At 65.5% G+C, this 16891-nt stretch carries 9 protein-coding genes; 2 read left to right on the top strand and 7 right to left on the bottom strand.

Features of this window, described 5'->3' with window-relative positions:
* From treZ to ACVW1B_RS24475, 5 genes are read right to left on the bottom strand one after another with little or no spacing between them, the layout of a single operon-like run.
* Positions 1-1752 (bottom strand): malto-oligosyltrehalose trehalohydrolase, encoded by a 1752-nt coding sequence (gene treZ / locus ACVW1B_RS24495; RefSeq protein WP_456779538.1) that lies wholly within the window; start codon positions 1750-1752, stop codon positions 1-3.
* Entirely contained in the window at positions 1749-3821 is a 2073-nt protein-coding gene (gene glgX, locus ACVW1B_RS24490) for a glycogen debranching protein GlgX (protein ID WP_168856920.1), read from the bottom strand. Before glgX ends, treZ begins: the two co-directional genes overlap by 4 nt.
* 3 nt (positions 3822-3824) lie before the next feature.
* Positions 3825-5972 (bottom strand): 1,4-alpha-glucan branching protein GlgB, encoded by a 2148-nt coding sequence (glgB, locus tag ACVW1B_RS24485; protein WP_456792681.1) that lies wholly within the window; start codon positions 5970-5972, stop codon positions 3825-3827.
* Positions 5969-9274 (bottom strand): maltose alpha-D-glucosyltransferase, encoded by a 3306-nt coding sequence (gene treS, locus ACVW1B_RS24480; protein ID WP_253607431.1) that lies wholly within the window; start codon positions 9272-9274, stop codon positions 5969-5971. Before treS ends, glgB begins: the two co-directional genes overlap by 4 nt.
* Positions 9275-9284: 10 nt before the next feature.
* Complete coding sequence (locus tag ACVW1B_RS24475; RefSeq protein ID WP_456792679.1) at positions 9285-11234, bottom strand: alpha-1,4-glucan--maltose-1-phosphate maltosyltransferase; 1950 nt, start codon at positions 11232-11234, stop codon at positions 9285-9287.
* Between the two features lie 203 nt (positions 11235-11437).
* Here ACVW1B_RS24475 and malQ point away from each other — a divergent pair, with 203 nt between their 5' ends.
* The gene (malQ, locus tag ACVW1B_RS24470) at positions 11438-13390 is read left to right on the top strand and encodes a 4-alpha-glucanotransferase (protein ID WP_456792678.1); all 1953 of its coding nucleotides are present in this window, start codon (positions 11438-11440) and stop codon (positions 13388-13390) included.
* Between the two features lie 15 nt (positions 13391-13405).
* Positions 13406-15214: a glycoside hydrolase family 15 protein gene (locus ACVW1B_RS24465; protein ID WP_456779540.1), complete on the top strand. Its 1809-nt coding sequence runs from the start codon at positions 13406-13408 to the stop codon at positions 15212-15214.
* A 361-nt stretch (positions 15215-15575) separates the two neighbouring features.
* On the opposite strand, the gene ACVW1B_RS24460 is transcribed toward ACVW1B_RS24465, so the two are convergent.
* The gene (locus ACVW1B_RS24460) at positions 15576-16379 is read right to left on the bottom strand and encodes an HAD family hydrolase (RefSeq protein WP_092085690.1); all 804 of its coding nucleotides are present in this window, start codon (positions 16377-16379) and stop codon (positions 15576-15578) included.
* The gene (locus ACVW1B_RS24455; RefSeq protein WP_057014886.1) at positions 16376-16864 is read right to left on the bottom strand and encodes a gluconokinase; all 489 of its coding nucleotides are present in this window, start codon (positions 16862-16864) and stop codon (positions 16376-16378) included. The genes ACVW1B_RS24460 and ACVW1B_RS24455 overlap by 4 nt, the downstream gene beginning before the upstream one ends.
* Between the last annotated feature and the right edge of the window lie 27 nt (positions 16865-16891).

The following is a 16891-nucleotide window of genomic DNA, read 5'->3' as shown; positions in this document are numbered from 1 at the left end:
CTATCCGATGTGCCAGCGCACCGCCCAGCCGGGGAGGTCGCTCGACAACGCGCCGCCCCAGATCGCAGTTCCCTTCGGCTCCGGTCCATCGGGGATGTCGCGAGCGGACAAATTGGCTGTCAGCCGCAGCGTGCTGCCGTCGCCCATCTGCCAATGCGCCGTCAACAGGTCGCCAGCCACGATGGCATCGCCGAAACGGCACCCTTTGAGCCGGGGCATGATCTCCTGCCGGCGAACGGCGAGCAGGTCGCGCACCAGCGCAAGCCGCGCGCGCGCCGGATCATGGCCGAGCGCCGCCCAGTCGAGCACGGCCGACCGCACCGTTTCGTCGGCAAGCGGGTCGGGAATGTCGTTGCCATATTTGGCATAGGCCCAGGCGAACTCCTTGCGCCGTCCGGCGCGGACGGCATTGGCGAGGTCGCCCTTGAAATCGCAGAAGAACGGGAAGGGCGTCGTCGCGCCCCATTCCTCGCCCATGAACAGCATCGGCGTGGTCGGCGCGATCAGCGTCACCGCCAGCGCCGCCGCGACCGCCGCCGGCCGGGCAATGCTGACGAGACGATCGCCGAGCGGCCGGTTGCCGATCTGGTCGTGGTTCTGCAGGAAGTTGATGAAGCAGGTCGGCGACAGCATGCCGCTCGGCTCGCCGCGGGCCTTGCCGCCCCAGAACTCCGAGACTTCGCCCTGGTAGATGTAGCCGGACGACAGCGCGCGTGCGAGGTCCTGCTTCGGCGCCCGGTAGTCGCCATAATAGCCCTGCGTCTCGCCGGTCAGCAGCACGTGCCAGGCGTGATGATAGTCGTCGTTCCATTGGCCGCGGAATTTGCCGTGCGGCGGATCCTCGGCGGCATCGAGCAGGCTTGCAATGTTGTCGCCGTTTTCGAGCACGAGGTTGATATAACGGCCGGTCTCGGTGGCGAGCTTGCCGGCGGCATTGCTGAAGTCATGGAGCACCGAGACTTCGCCGGCTTCGACGATGGTGTTGACCGCATCGAACCGCAGCCCGTCGAAGCGATAGTCGCGCAGCCAGCTCACGACGCTGCCGATCGCAAACGCGCGCACCTCGGGCACACGATAATCGATCGCGCTGCCCCACGGGGTGTGCGCGTCACTGAAGAAGGACGGCGCATAGCGGCCGAGATAATTCCCCTCGGGGCCGAAATGGTTATAGACCACGTCGAGCATCACCATCAGCCCGCGCAGATGCGCTTCGTCGATCAGGGTCTTGAGGTCCTCGGGCCGGCCGTAGGCGCTGTCGGGCGCGTACCACAGCACGCCGTCATAGCCCCAGTTGCGCTTCCCGGCGAAATCCGCCAGCGGCATCAGCTCGAGCGCGGTGATGCCGGTCGCCACCAGATGATCGAGCTTGTCGATCATGGCGCGATAGGTGCCCTCGCGGGTGAAGGTGCCGACATGGGCCTCGAGGGCGACGGCCTCATGCCAGGGACGGCCGCGCCAGTCCGTCGCGCGCCACTTGAAGGCGGCGTGGTCGATCACCTCGCTCGGGCCGAACACGTCGTCCGGCTGGAATGCGGAGGCGGGATCCGGCACATCGACTTCGTCATCGATGCGGAATTTGTAACGCGTGCCGGCGCGCGCGCCCGGGATCTCGGCGACGTACCAGCCGGCTGCATCGCGCGTGAGCGGATGCGGTTTGTCGATCAGGAGGTCGACGCGCTTGGCCGCTGGCGCCCAGAGCCGGAAGCGCGTGCCGTCAGATGTCAGCTCGGCGCCGAAATGTTGTCTGTTCATGTGGAGCCTGCAAATGCCAGCACCGAGCGCGGGGGTGCCTTGGTATCGGCGCCGGATGCGAATTGCTCAGCCGTTTGCTCGGCCTTGGTCGTGTTCAAGACCTGCCGCCAGCTCTTGTATTCCGCCATCCTCGGCATCCTGAACACGATCTCCTGCGGTGCGGCATTGAGCACGATAAAGATCGGCGCCTGTCCTGGTTCCATCGGCCCCAGCACATAGGCGAGGAATCGGCTCTCCGGGAATTTCCAGTCGGATTCCTTCATCTCCTCCGCTGCCGGCGTCAGCCAGAGCACGCCGTAGCTGCCGTCGGTGCGGCGGCCGTCGAGCCAGCGCTGGCAGCGGATCTGGCCGAAGCGCTGGCGCAGCGCAGTGAGGTGGCCGATGAAATCGATGGCGTCGTCGTCCGTACCGAGGTTCTCCCAGCCGATCCAGCCGGTCTCGTTGTCCTGGCAATAGGCGTTGTTGTTGCCACCTTGCGTGTTCGCGACCTCGTCGCCGGCGAGAATCAAAGGCGTGCCCTGTGCCAGCAGCAGGCAGGCCAGCGCATTCTTCCGCAGCTGCCGGCGCAGTGCGATGATGGCGGGATCGTCGGTCGGGCCCTCATGGCCGCAATTGTTGCTGTGATTGTCGTTGGAGCCGTCGCGATTGTCCTCGCCATTGGCCTCGTTGTGCTTCTCGTTGTAGCTGAAGAGATCGGCGAGCGTGAAACCGTCATGCACCGTGATGTGATTGACGCTGGCGCGGGTCGCGCGGTTGTCGTGGTGAAACAAATCCGAGGATGCGGTCATGCGGCCCGAGATGTCGCCGATCAGGCTGCCTTCGCCGCTCCAGTAGCGCCGCATCGCGCTGCGATAGCGATCATTCCATTCCGACCATTGCGATGGAAACGCGCCGACCTGGTAGCCGCCGAGACCGAGGTCCCAGGGCTCAGCGACCATCTTGGCGGTCGCCAGCACCGGGTCCTGGCGGATCGCGGTGAGGAAGGGGTGGTTGCGATCGAACCCGTTCGGCCCGCGCGCCAGGGTGGTGGCGAGATCGAAGCGGAAGCCGTCGACATGGCAGACCTCGACCCAGTAGCGCAGCGAATCCATCACCATCTGCAGCACGCGCGGATGGGTGAGGTTGACCGAGCTGCCGCAGCCGGTGAAGTCGTCGTAGAAGCGCGGGTTCTCGCGGTTCAGCCAGTAATAGGAGGCATTGTCGATGCCGCGGAAGCACAGCGTCGGGCCCATATGGTTGCCCTCGGCGGTGTGGTTATAGACGACGTCGAGCAACACCTCGATGCCGGCATCGTGCAGCCGCGCCACCGTGGTGCGGAAGGAATCGAGCGCATTGTCCTGGGCGTAGCGCGCCTCCGGCGCGAAGAAGGCGATGGTGTTGTAGCCCCAGTAGTTCGCCAGCTTCTTCTCGACCAGGATACGGTCGTCGATCAGGCCGTGGATCGGCAACAGCTCGATGGTGGTGACGCCGAGCCGCTTGAGGTGGGCGATCATCGCCGGTGACGACAGGCCGCCATAGGTGCCGCGCAGGTTCGGCGGCACGTCCTCGCGCTTCTGCGTCAGGCCCTTGACGTGGGCCTCGTAGATGATGGTGTCTTCCCAGGGGATATGCGGCCGGATCTCGCGGCGGCCCCAGTTGAAGGTCTCGTCGACCACGACCGCCTTCGGCATGCCGCGGGCATTGTCGCGCCGGTCGAACGAAAGGTCCTCGCGCGCGCTGCCGGTGCGGTAGGCGAAATGCGCATCGCTCCATACCAGCCGGCCGGCGAGCCGCTTGGCGTAGGGGTCGAGCAGCAGCTTGTTGGCGTTGAAGCGATGGCCGCGCTCCGGCGCGTAGGGCCCGTAGACGCGATAGCCGTAGAGCTGGCCCGGCGAGACGTCGTTGAGATAGCAGTGCCAGACGTCTTCGGTGCGCTCCGGCATCTCGATCCGCTCGAGCTCGCGGCGACCCTGGCCGTCGAACAGGCACAGCTCCACCTTCTCCGCGTTCGCCGAGAACAGCGCAAAATTGGTGCCTCTGCCGTCCCAGCTTGCACCGAGCCGTGCGGACGTACCCCCGGTCAGTCGCATCAATCAGCTTTCCGGTACGAGGAAGATCGCAGCCAGCGGCGGAATGGTCAGGCTCAGCTCGGGCGTGGCGTCCTCCGATGCGCGCACCTCGCCGACATTGCCGACATTGGTGCCGCCGTAATGCGCGGAATCCGAGTTGAACACCTCGTGCCACTTGCCCGCGAACGGCACCGGGACGCGATAGTTGCGGTAGACGTTGGGTGAGAAGTTCGCGATCACGAGGCAGCGTGCGCGCTCAGCATTGCCCTTGCGGATCCAGGCAAACACGTTGTTGTTGGCATCGTCGGTGATGACCCATTCGAAGCCGGCCTGGTCGCAGTCGAGCTCGTGCAGCGCCGGCAGCGCGCGATAGAGCCGGTTGAGGTCGCGGACCAGGTTCTGGATGCCGCTGTGCCTCGGCTGTTGCAGCAGATGCCAATCGATCGAGTAGTCGTGATTCCACTCGCGTTCCTGGCCGAACTCGCAGCCCATGAACATCAGCTTCTTGCCGGGGTGGCCGAACATGAAGCTGTAATAGGCGCGCAGATTGGCAAAGCGCTGCCAGTCGTCGCCGGGCATGCGGCCGAGGATCGAGCGCTTGCCGTGCACCACCTCGTCGTGGGACAGCGGCAGGATGAAATTCTCCGAGAAGGCGTAGTGCAGGCCGAACAGGATGTCGCCGTGATGGTATTTGCGGTGGATGGGATCCTTGCCGATATATTTCAGCGTGTCGTGCATCCAGCCCATGTTCCACTTGTAGCCGAAGCCGAGCCCGCCATACTCGACGGGACGCGACACCTGCGGCCATGCGGTGGATTCTTCCGCCGCCGTCGTCGCCTGCGGAAAATGCGCGAACAATTCGGTGTTGAAGCGGCGCAGGAAGTCGATCGCCTCGATGTTCTCCCGGCCGCCATATTTGTTCGGAATCCAGCCACCGGCGGGACGGCTGTAGTCGAGATAGAGCATGGAGGCGACGGCATCGACGCGCAGCCCGTCGATGCCGTAGCGATCGAGCCAGAACAGTGCGTTCGACACCAGGAAGTTGGTGATCTCGGTGCGCCCGTAATTGTAGATCAGCGTGCCCCAATCGAGGTGACGGCCCTGCAGCGGATTGGCGTGCTCGTAGAGCGCGGTGCCGTCGAAATTGCCGAGCCCGTGCGGATCATCGGGGAAATGCCCGGGCACCCAGTCGAGCAGCACGGCGAGCCCTGCGCCGTGGCAGGCGTCGATCAGCGCGGCGAAATCGTCCGGCGAGCCGAAGCGGCTGGTCGGTGCGAACATGCCCGTCGGCTGGTAGCCCCAGGAGCCGTCGAACGGATGCTCTGATATCGGCAGGAATTCGACATGGGTAAAGCCCATGTCGCTGGCATAGGCCGGCAGCTGCTCCGCCATCTCGCGATAGGTCAGCCACTCGTTGCGCCCCTTGCGCCGCCACGATCCGAGATGGACCTCGTAGATCGACATCGGCGAGCTCAGCGCGTTGACGCGATCCGGCGCCGGGCGCGGATGCGGGATCTTGCGCTCGTCGATCACGATCGAGGCGGTCTTCGGGCGCACCTCGGCGGCGAACGCCAGGGGATCGGACTTCAGCGGCAGATGCTGGCCGTTGCGCCCGATGATCTCGAACTTGTAGTGGTCGCCGACCCTTGCACGCGGGATGAACAGTTCCCAGTAGCCCGAGCCGCGCACGCGCATCGGATGCCGCCGTCCGTCCCAGAAATTGAAGTCGCCGACCACGCTGACCCGGCGCGCATTCGGCGCCAGCACCACGAAGCCGATGCCGTCGACGCCGTCGAGCGTCATCGGATGCGCGCCGAGCGTGTCGTAGACGCGCTGATGCGTGCCTTCGCCGAGCAGATAGAGATCGAAATCGCTCAGGATCGGCGGAAAGCGGTAGGCATCCTCCAGCTCGACGACGTTGTCGCCGAAACGGGCGCGGAGCTGGTAGCGCGTCGAGCCGTTCGGCAGGGGGCCTGCGAACAGGCCGGCGTCATGGATCCGCGCCAGCTGTGCGGTCTCGCCATGCTCGCCGATCGCCTCGACATTGCTGGCATCGGGCAGGAAGGCGCGCACGACGTTGCGGTCCCCCTCGGGGTGAAGCCCGAGATAGTGGAAGGGGTCGGAGTGGCGGCCCTCGATGATGGCATAGGCCTCGGCGGGCAGTTTGCTCATGCAACCTCATGCGGCTGTTGCGCCAGGATCCTCAGCAGGCCGGTGAGCGGCACCCGCAGCCAATCCGGCCGGTTGGCCAGCTCATACTCGATCTCATAGAAGGCTTTCTCAAGCAGGAAAAAATTGAGCAGGCGGTCGGCCGTCTTGGCGTCGGCGGGCCACAGCCGCTGGCCGGCCACCGTCTCGCGATAGGCCGCCAGCAGGGTATCCGCGGCCTGGTCGCGCCATTCGGCCAAGGCGAGGCTCAGCCGGCCGCTCTCGTCGGGGGAGACCTTGAGCGTGCGTTCCAGCGCGGCGGTCGCCGCATAGTCGATCGAACGGATCAGGCCGGCGACGTCGCGCGCCGGCGGTGCCTTGCGCCGCCGCTCGGCGATGGTGCGGCCCGGTCCGCCGTCGAAATCGATGATGAAGACGTCGTCCTTGACCACCAGCAACTGACCGAGATGCAGGTCGCCGTGATGGCGGATGTTGAACCCGTCGGTTTCTCGCGGCAGCAGTGCCTTGAGCCGCTCCGGCAGCGTGTCGTGCTGGGCCTGCAACTGATCGGCCAGCAGCCGGTCGGCCTCCTTCAGGGAGCCGCGCCGCTGCTTCAGCGTATCGAACACGCGCTCGGCCCGCGCCATGATCTCGTCGGCCCAGCGCTGCAGGTCGTCGGGCTTGGTCGGCTCGGGCGCGAAGTCCGGCAGGTCGCGGTTGCTGGCGAGCGCCAGATGCAGCTCGGCGAGTCGCTTTCCGCTATGCGACATGTGGCGCAGATAGGTGGCCTGGTCGCCGTTCTCCACGGGGTGCTCGCTCACTGTCAGCAGGCGCTGCCGTTCGACCAGGCGGTCGAGGTGTGCGCCTGCGATGGTCCAGAGGTCGCCCTGGTTGACGACCATCGCATGCAGGACGGCGATGGCGCTGCGCTTGTCGCCTTCGATCAGCTCGGCGGTGCCGAGCAAGGCAGGGGTGTTCGGAAAGTTGACCACCTCGGTGAGGAAGCGGCCCATCTCGATCTCCGGATTGATGCCGACCTCGAGCTTGCGGTAGATCTTGGTGACATATTCGTTGTCGACCAGCGCGGTCGAATGCGGCTGATCGTTCTCGAAGACCCGGATGCGCTCCGGCTGCCGCACCGGCCGGTCGGAGAAGCGGCTGGTCGGCCGGAATTCGAGCTTGAGGCCTTGCTCGCCTTCGTCGACCGTGAGGTTTTCCCGCAGGTTGCGCAGGAACAGGCCGGTGAAGATCTGGTCGGTGGCGACATCGAGCAAGGTGCCCTCGCGCGCGCCCTGGCGTATCGCGGCGAATGCGCGCGGATTGTAGCGCTCGCGGTCGAAGCGCACCCACTCGATCTGCATCGGCAGCACGTAGCGGCTGGTGGTGCCGCGCTGCGTGGTCTCGAAGAAGGCGAGCCACGGCCGGTTGTCGCCGATGTCGCAGAACGGGATCGCGGAGACCAGCATCGGCTGGATCGCGCTCGCGGATCGTTCCGGATACCAGCGCGTGCGGGCGAGATGGCCGGGCAGCACGTCGTGCTCGAACACGCCGCGGGTGCGCGCCAGTGACATCCAGGTCGAATTCAGCGGCACCACCAGCGTCTCGAATTCCGGCACCGCGCGCGGCGTCACCGGCTCGGACTTGTCGCGCTCCTGCAGCTGGAACCAGTAGAAGCCGTATGGCGCGAGCGTGATCATGTAGGGCAGCTCGCCGATCGCCGGGAAGCGCGTGCGCCCGAGCATCTCGAGCGGAATGCGGTCCTTGAAGGCGGAGAGGTCGAGCTCGGTGGCCTGCGCCGACCGCGACAGATTGGCGACGCACAGGATCGCCTCACCCTGGTACTGGCGCACATAGGCCAGCACCGAGCGGTTCTCCGGGCGGATGAAGGTCATGGTGCCGCGCCCGAAGGCAAGCGTCGACTTGCGTACCGCGATCAGCCGCTTGGTCGCCGACAGCAGCGACGACAGGCTGCGTGACTGCGCCTCGACATTGACGGATTCATAGCCGTAGACCGGGTCCATGATCATCGGCGCGTAGAGCCGCGCCGGGTCGGCGCGCGAGAAGCCGCCGTTGCGGTCCGGCGACCACTGCATTGGCGTCCGCACGCCGTTGCGGTCGCCGAGATAGATATTGTCGCCCATGCCGATCTCGTCGCCGTAATAGATGATCGGCGTGCCCGGGAACGACAGCAGCAGCGAGTTCATCAGCTCGATCTTGCGCCGGTCGTTGTCCATCAGCGGCGCAAGGCGGCGGCGGATGCCGACATTGATGCGGGCGCGCGGATCGTTGGCGTAAGTCGACCACAGATAGTCGCGCTCGACGTCGGTGACCATTTCCAGCGTCAGCTCGTCGTGATTGCGCAGGAACAGCGCCCACTGGGCAGCGGCCGGAATGTCGGGCGTCTGCCGCAGGATGTCGGTGATCGGAAAGCGGTCTTCCTGGGCGATCGCCATGTAGATGCGCGGCATCAGCGGGAAGTGATAGGCCATGTGGCATTCGTCGCCATGGCCGAAATATTCCTGCACGTCCTCCGGCCATTGATTGGCTTCGGCCAGCAGGATCTTGCCCTTGGCATAGGCGTCGAGCTCCTGGCGCAGCCGCTTGATGATGGCATGCGTCTCCGGCAGGTTCTCGTTGTTGGTGCCGTCGCGCTCGCACAGATAGGGAATGGCGTCGAGCCGGAAGCCGTCGACGCCGGTGTCGAGCCAGCGCTTCATCACCTGCACGATGGCGCGCACCACGCGCGGATTGTCGAAATTCAGGTCCGGCTGGTGCGAGAAGAAGCGGTGCCAGTAGAACTGACCGGCCTCCGGATCCCAGGTCCAGTTCGACTTCTCCGTATCGGTAAAGATGATCCTTGTATCGAGGTATTTCTGGTCGGTGTCGCTCCAGACGTACCAGCTGCGCGCGCTCGAATTCGGCGGGCTGCGGCGCGCGCGCTTGAACCACGCATGCTGGTCCGAGGTGTGGTTGACGACCAGCTCGGTGATGACGCGCAGGCCGCGCTTCTTGGCCTCCTGGATGAAGCGCTTGAAGTCCTTCATCGTCCCGAAATCGGGATTGATGTCGCCATAGTCGCCGATGTCGTAACCGTCGTCGCGGCCGGGCGAGGGATAGAACGGCAACAGCCACAGCGCGGTGACGCCGAGCTCCTGCAGATAGCCGAGTTTCTCCGTCAGCCCCGCGAAGTCGCCGATGCCGTCATTGTTGCTGTCGGCAAATGCCTTGACATGCAGCTGGTAAATGATCGCGTCCTTGTACCACAGCTGGTCCGCAGTCTCGGTTGCGACCTTCTCCTGGGTATTGACGGAGGAGAATACGTTCATGACGGCTCCTTCAGGCGACACAGCGCAGCAGCAACGCGGGATCGCGCGCAGGATCTATACGTAGACGGATGCCTCCCCATTCGAGCGCGTGGCGCTCGCCGGTGACAAGGTCTTCCACTGCCGAGACGGGCCGGCGGGCATCGCCACGGCCGACCATGACGTCGCCGAGCGGCAGCCAGACCTCACGCAGCTCGGCTGACAATGCAATCGCGGCCGCGATCACATTGCTCTGATCGACCGCCTCCTTGATGAAACCGATCACACCGCCGTCATCGACACTGATAAAGCGCAAATTGGCGAATTGTTGCAGGGCCGGATTGCCGCGTCTGATCCGGTTGAGAGCTGCGATATAGGGCTTGATGTTCCCCGGCTGCTCCCAGTTGCAAACCTTGATCTCGTACTTCTCGGAGTTGAGATATTCCTCGCGGCCGGGGACCGGCGTGTGCTCGAGCAATTCGAAGCCGCTGTAGATGCCATAGCTGCTTGAAAGCGTCGCGGCCAGCGCGAGACGCGACTTGAACATCCAGGATTCGCCGCTTTGCAGGTGGAAGGGCAGGACGTCCGGTGTGTTGACGAAGAAATTCGGCCGAAAGAAGTCACGCTCGGGATAGGAGGTCAACTCGCCGAGATATTGTTCGAGCTCAAAGCGCTGCGTCCGCCAGGTGAAATAGCTGTAGGACTGCGTGAAGCCGAGCTTGGCGAGGCCCTTCATCAGTTTCGGGCGCGCGAAGGCTTCCGCGAGGAACAGCACGTCCGCGTCGCGGTCCCGCACCTCGCGGATCAGCCACTCCCAGAACGCCAGCGGCTTGGTGTGCGGATTGTCGACCCGGAAGATCCTGACGCCCTGTTCGACCCAGAACAGCACGACGTCGCGCAGCGCGCGCCACAGGGCGCCGGCGTCTTCGGACCCGAAATCCGGATTGACGACATCCTCCCAGCGCTGCGGTGGATGCTCGGCCGTGCGCATCGATCCGTCCGGGCGCCGCTTGAACCACTCTGGATGCTCGGTCAGCCAGGGATGATCGGGGGAGCACTGCACGGCGAAATCGAGCGCGACCTCGAGGCCATGCGCCTGGCATGCCGCCACGAAGGCGCTGAAGTCGTCGAGCGTGCCGAGTTCCGGATGCACGGCGTCGTGGCCGCCCTCGGCTGCGCCGATCGCATAAGGGCTGCCGGGATCGCCCGCCTGCGCGATCGCGGCATTGTTGCGGCCCTTGCGGTGCTGCCGGCCGATCGGATGGATCGGCGCGAGCAGGACGACGTCAAAGCCCATCGCGGCGATGTCGGGAAGCCGCGCGATGCAGTCGTTGAAGGTTGCATGCATGCCCGGTGTCTTGCCCTGGCTGCGCGGAAACATCTGGTACCATGCGCCGCTGCGCGCCCGCGGGCGATCCGCGGTCAGCGGGTAGAGCTGCGATCGCATCAGGTCGCGGCGAAACTGGCTGCCGGCCATCGCCTCCCGCAATTCGGGCGCGAGCAGCGCACCTGGTTCGCCGGTCTGCAGAAAGATTTCGCACTGCCTGATGATGACGGCCGCCGCCGCCGGGCTGCCGGCCTGCGCCTGGGTCAGCATGCCCGCGCCTTCGAGCGCGTCCAGCGTGTGATCGCTGCCGTCGCGCGGCGTCTGCTCGAAGCGATGCCGCCAGCTGGCGAATTCATCGGTCCAGGCCTCGATCGCGAAGGCGTAGCGGCCGGGCCGGTCGGGCACGAAAGCGCCGCCCCAGCGGTCATCGCTGTGCGCCGTCATCGGCGCGACCTGCCATTCGCTGTCGCCCTCGCGCCGCCACACCAATGCCGCCGATATCACGTCATGTCCGGCACGGTAGATGTCGGCCCACACTTCGACAGGTTCGCCCACAATGCGCTTGACCGGAAAGCGGCCGCCATCAACCGACGGATAGACATCGGTGATATGAAAAGTGCCATGGGCACTCTCGACAGGCCGGAGGGTTTTGTTCACGGTGATGCCGCCATTAAAAATGCAAATGACGTCCCGGCGCCGGGAAGGAGGAGCGCCAGACCCATATAGAAAGCCGCTCGCCGGGCAATGGTTCCCGGTGGGAACGCCGGATAGGGTAGAGCGTTGAACATCAACTATCCCTTTCCCGTATCTGTACAATTTAGCAACGATCCACCAACCGTTGCGAGCAGGCAGCGTGCCGAATGGACCTTTACGCCAAAGCCCAGACCCTGGGAATCCAGACCGAGTATATCGATGGCAGCGGTCACCGCCGTGTGACAACCCCCGAGGCGCTCACGGCGATCCTCGACGCGCTGCCGCCGCAGGCGCCCCGTCGGATCATCGCCGATCCCGTGGTGGTCAGAGGCGGCCAGGCTGCGCAAACACAGTTCTCGGAGGCTGCCCGGCTTCCGGTGCAATGGAAGCTTGCGAATGGCACCGGGGTGCTCGCGCAGGGCGAGGCGCGTGAGCGCAGTGTGACGTGGCCGTCCGGTCTGCCCGAAGGCGTGCATCGGCTGCAACTGTCGGACGCATCGGGCGCCAGCGAGGAGCTGCCACTGCTGGTGGCGCCGCACGGCGCCTTCGGCGGCGAGTTCGACCGCTGCTGGGTGATCGCGGTGCAACTCTACGGCGTGCGGTCAGCGCGCAACTGGGGCATCGGTGACTTCACCGACCTGCAGCACCTGCTCGAATTCGCCCACCGGCTCGGCGCCGACGGCGTCGGGCTCAATCCGCTGCATGCGCTGTTCGACGATCGGCCCGGCGATTGCAGCCCGTACTCGCCGAACAGCCGGCTGTTCCTCAATGGGCTTTACATCGACGTCGAGCAGATTCCCGAATTCCGCGTCGATGCCGAGACCAAGGCCGCGCTGGCACCGCTCCGCAGCCACGACATGGTCGACTATGTCGGCGTCGCGGCGCAGAAATGGCCCGCGCTGCGCGCGGCGTTCGCGGCCTTCAAGGCCAACCCGGGCCTCGGCCGCTGGCAGGATTTCGAGGCCTATCGCAACGAGCAGGGCACGCTGCTGTCGCGCTTCGCCTGCTTCGAGGTGATGCGGCACAAATTCAACACGCCGTGGTGGGAATGGCCGGACGAATGGCGGCAGCCGAGCGACGCAGCTTGTGCAAAATTGCGCCGCTCGCGCGACTCTGCCGCCGAGGTCGAGTTCGTCGAATTCGTGCAATGGACCGCGGACCGTCAACTCGGCGCCTGCCAGGCGCTGGCGCACAAGCGCGGCATGCGGGTCGGGCTTTATCTCGACGTCGCCGTCGGCGTGCAGTCGGACGGGTTCGACGCCTGGAATGAGCAGATCGCGATCTCGCGCCATCTCGGCGTCGGCGCGCCGCCTGACCCGCTCAACACGGCGGGCCAGGACTGGGGGCTTGCCGGCTTCAATGCTGCGGGTCTTGAACAGCGCTCGTTCGAGCCGTTCAGGCAGATGCTGCGCGCCTCGATGCACCACGCCGGCGCGATCAGGCTCGACCACGCGTTCGGGCTGAAGCGGCTCTATCTGGTGCCGCGCGGCTTCGGCCCGGCCAATGGCGCCTATGTGCTGATGCCGTTCGAGGCGCTGCTGGCGGCGACCGCGCAGGAGAGCGTGGCGAGCCGCTGCGTCGTGATCGGCGAGGACCTCGGCACCGTACCTCCCGGGTTCCGCGAGCAGATGAACGGCTGGGGCATCTGGTCCTATCTTGTGATGATGTTCGAGACCGACGACCGGGGCGTCTTCCGCAACGCCGACTACTATTTGCCGGATGCGCTGGTGACCTTCAACACCCACGACCTCTCGACCTATGCGGGCTGGCGCTCGTTCAGCGACCTCAAGACCAAGCGTGCGCTCGGGATCGATCCCGGCGAGACCGACGAGGGGCGCTGGCACGCGCTCGGCCAGCTCGACGACGTGCTGCGCCGGCACGACATCCACGCGAACGATTTCTATTCGGTGGCGAGCTTCCTGGCACGGACGCGGTCGCGGATGATGGCGGTGTCGATGGAGGACCTGCTCGGCATTGTCGAGCAACCGAACATCCCCGGCACCGTCTACGAGCATCCGAACTGGAAGCGGCGGCTCCCGGTCTCGATCGAGCATCTCGCGTCGGCGATCGACGTCGACGCCCTCAAGCGCGCGACCCGCGAGCGCTCGCACACCGGGTAGCGCGGAGCGTAGCGCGTGGCCTCTCGTATCGAAGACTATGGACTGATCGGAGATTGCGAGACCGCCGCGCTGGTTGGCCGCGACGGCTCGATCGACTGGCTGTGTTGGCCGGCGTTCGATTCCGACCCCTGCTTCGCGGCGCTGCTTGGCACGTCGAGGAACGGTCGCTGGCTGCTGGCGCCCACAGGCGAGATCAAGCAGACCTCGCGGCGCTACTGGGACGATACGCTGATCCTGGAGACCCGGTTCGAGGTGGAAGGCGGCGCGGTCGCGCTGATCGACTTCATGCCGCCGCGCGGCAACGCCTCCGATGTGGTCCGCCTCGTTCGCGGCGTCAGCGGCCGCGTCAAGATGCGCATGGAGCTGGTGATCCGCTTCGGCTTCGGCGTCGATGTCCCCTGGGTTCGGAAGAATCCGGATGGTGACGGGCTTCTGGCGATCAGCGGGCAGGACATGACCGTGCTGCGCACGCCGGTCGAAACCCGCGGCAAGGATCTGACCACGATCGCCGATTTCGAGGTCGGCGAAGGCGATACCGTGCCGTTCGTCCTGACCTATGGACCGTCCTATCACCCGGTGCCGGACGCGATCGACCCTGAGGCTGCGCTGAAGGACACCGAGGAATATTGGCGGGAATGGTGCAGCCGCTCGACCTATGACGGCAGCTATCAACGCGCCCTCGTGATGCGCTCGCTGATCACGCTGAAGGCGCTGACCTTCAGGCCGACCGGCGGCATCGTCGCGGCACCCACCACGTCGTTGCCGGAAAAGCTCGGTGGCGCGCGCAATTGGGACTACCGGTTCTGCTGGCTGCGCGACGCCACCTTTACGCTGCTGGCCCTGATGAACTCGGGCTACACCGAGGAAGCGGCAGCCTGGCACAACTGGCTGCTGCGGGCCGCAGCCGGCGCGCCGGCCAACATGCAGATCATGTACGGCATCCTGGGCCAGCGACGCCTCCTGGAATGGGAGGCAGGGTGGCTGTCCGGCTATGAAGGGGCGCAGCCGGTACGCGCCGGCAACGCCGCGCATGCGCAACTTCAGCTCGACGTCTATGGCGAGCTGATCGACGCCTTCCATCAGTCCCGCATGGCCAAGCTGAAGCTCGACGAAGAGAACTGGTCGCTCGAATGCACCGTCGTCACCCATCTCGCCGATGTCTGGGATCAGCCGGATCACGGCATATGGGAACGCCGTGGCACCCCCAGACACTACGTGTTCTCCAAGGTGATGTGCTGGGTCGCCTTCGACCGCGCCATCAAGAGCGCGGAGCGGTTCGGCTTCAAGGGGCCGCTGGTCAAATGGCGGGTGCTGCGCGAGGCCATTCATCGCGACGTCTGCCAACGCGGCTTCGATCCCGGCCTCAACAGTTTCGTCGAGAGCTATGGCTCAAAGTTGCTCGACGCCAGCCTGCTGCTGCTGCCGTCGGTCGGCTTCCTGCCGTCGGGCGATCCGCGCATCTGCGGCACGATCGACGCGGTCGAACGGCACATGATGCGCGACGGCTTCGTGCTGCGGCACGATCCGCGCGAGGTGTCCGATGAGGTCCAGCCGATCGAGGGCGCGTTCCTGGCCTGCAGCCTGTGGCTTGCCGACGCCCATGTGCTGGCGGGAGATGTCGACAAGGCGCAGACCATGTTCGACCGCGTGGTGGCGGTCGCCAACGATCTCGGACTGTTGGCCGAGGAGTTCGATTCCGGCGCCGGCCGGCAGACCGGCAATTTCCCGCAGGCGCTGACCCATATCGCGTTGATCAACACCGCGCACAATCTCAGCGCCGCCAGAGCCGACGCCGAGAAGCCCGCGGTGCAGCGGTCGACTTAAACCACCGCGGCGATGCCGCCCTCCGTCTTCCGCTTGCGGGACCGCCGCAGGTCCGCGCTGCCAAAATATCGAAAACAACCCCATGCAAAGGAGCCGGCAGCTGCCGGCATTCGGCCAGGCAACTTGACACGTCGGGCAAATCAAGAATATATTTCCAATATTCCGAAATCGTGCGAGTGTGATCGGCCGCCTCAAGGAACCGCGGATTGGTCGGGTGACAGATCTCGCCGTGACAAAGGGCCGCGTGATCAGCGTGACGCGATCACATGATCGATTTGACTCGATTGCGATGTAGCGGACTGTAACGGCGATCACGCTGCGGCCCGCGCTCGATCACGCGTGGGGCGATCGTTCGCACGCCTCAGCGAAGCTGCAACACCGTGTCCATCGCGCGTGCGAAACCGTCCTGCTCGTTGGATTCGGTGACATGGGTGGCGCGCGCCTTCACGTCATCGCTGGCATTGCCCATCGCGAAGGAGACGCCGCTTCGCGCGAACATCGGCAGATCGTTCTGCATGTCGCCGATCGTGGCGACGTTCTCCAGCGGCACGCCAAGGCGCTTCGCGATGCCCTCGACGAAGGTGCCCTTGTCGTGGCCCGGCGGGGTGACGTCGAGATAGTAGGTCTGCGAGCGGACCGCGGTGGCATCACGGCCGACCATCTGCTGCATCTCCGCCTCGCAGCGTTGCAGCAGGGCCGCATCCGAACTCGCGCCGACGATCTTGCAGGCCTGATCGAGATAGGGCGTGAAATCGCCGACGATGGTCGGATCATGCTTGATCGTGTGCTGCTCGTGGGCGGTGTACTCGCCGTCAGGATTCCGCGTCAGCCAGCGGTCGTTGGTGAACAGCCAGATGTCGACGTCGCGTTCGCGCAGCATGTCGATGCAGCGTTTTGCGACCGCGGCCGGGATCAAATGCTGCTCGAGGGGCTTGAGCTGCGGATCGACGATCGAAGAGCCGTTGAATGCGCCGATCGGCTGTGTGATCGCAAGCGGCGCAACCAGAAAGCCCATCCCGATCGTCGGCCGGCTGGAGACGATGGTGAAGCCGATGCCGGCCTCGTGCAGCCTGCGCACTGCCGCCCTGGCGCCGTCGGTCAAGGTCTTGTCCTTGGTGAGCAGCGTGCCGTCGACATCGGATACGACAAGGGCGATGCGGGTCATGTGCGGTCCAGCTTCAGTTGAGTGACGATGTCTTCGACGATGGTTTCGACCGGACGGTCGATCGCAACCGTGATCGGGCGTTCCTCCGGGGTCGGCGGCTCCAGCGTCTTGAACTGGCTGGCGAGCAGCCCCGGCGGCATGAAATGGCCCTTGCGCGCGCCGAGCCGCGTGGCGATCAGCTCCTGCGAGCCGTCGAGGAAGACGATGCGGATATCGTCGCGGCCATGCACCAGGATGTCGCGATAGGCGCGCTTCAGCGCGGAGCAGGCGATGACGGCGCGTTCGCGGACGCCGCAGGTGCGGTCGATCTCGTCGGCGATCGCGCGCAGCCAGGGCCAGCGATCCTCGTCGGTGAGCGGCTGGCCGGAATGCATTTTGGCGACATTGCTTGGCGGATGAAAACTGTCGCCGTCCTCGAAGCGCCAGCCGATCCTGATCGCCAGGCGGTCGGCGATGGTGCTCTTGCCCGAACCCGACACGCCCATCACGACCAATGCGCAGGGGTTTTGTCC

This window comes from Bradyrhizobium sp. USDA 4502 (assembly GCF_054063355.1).
The sequence above is the reverse complement of the archived record's forward strand: the minus strand, read 5'-3'. Positions and strand labels throughout refer to the sequence as shown.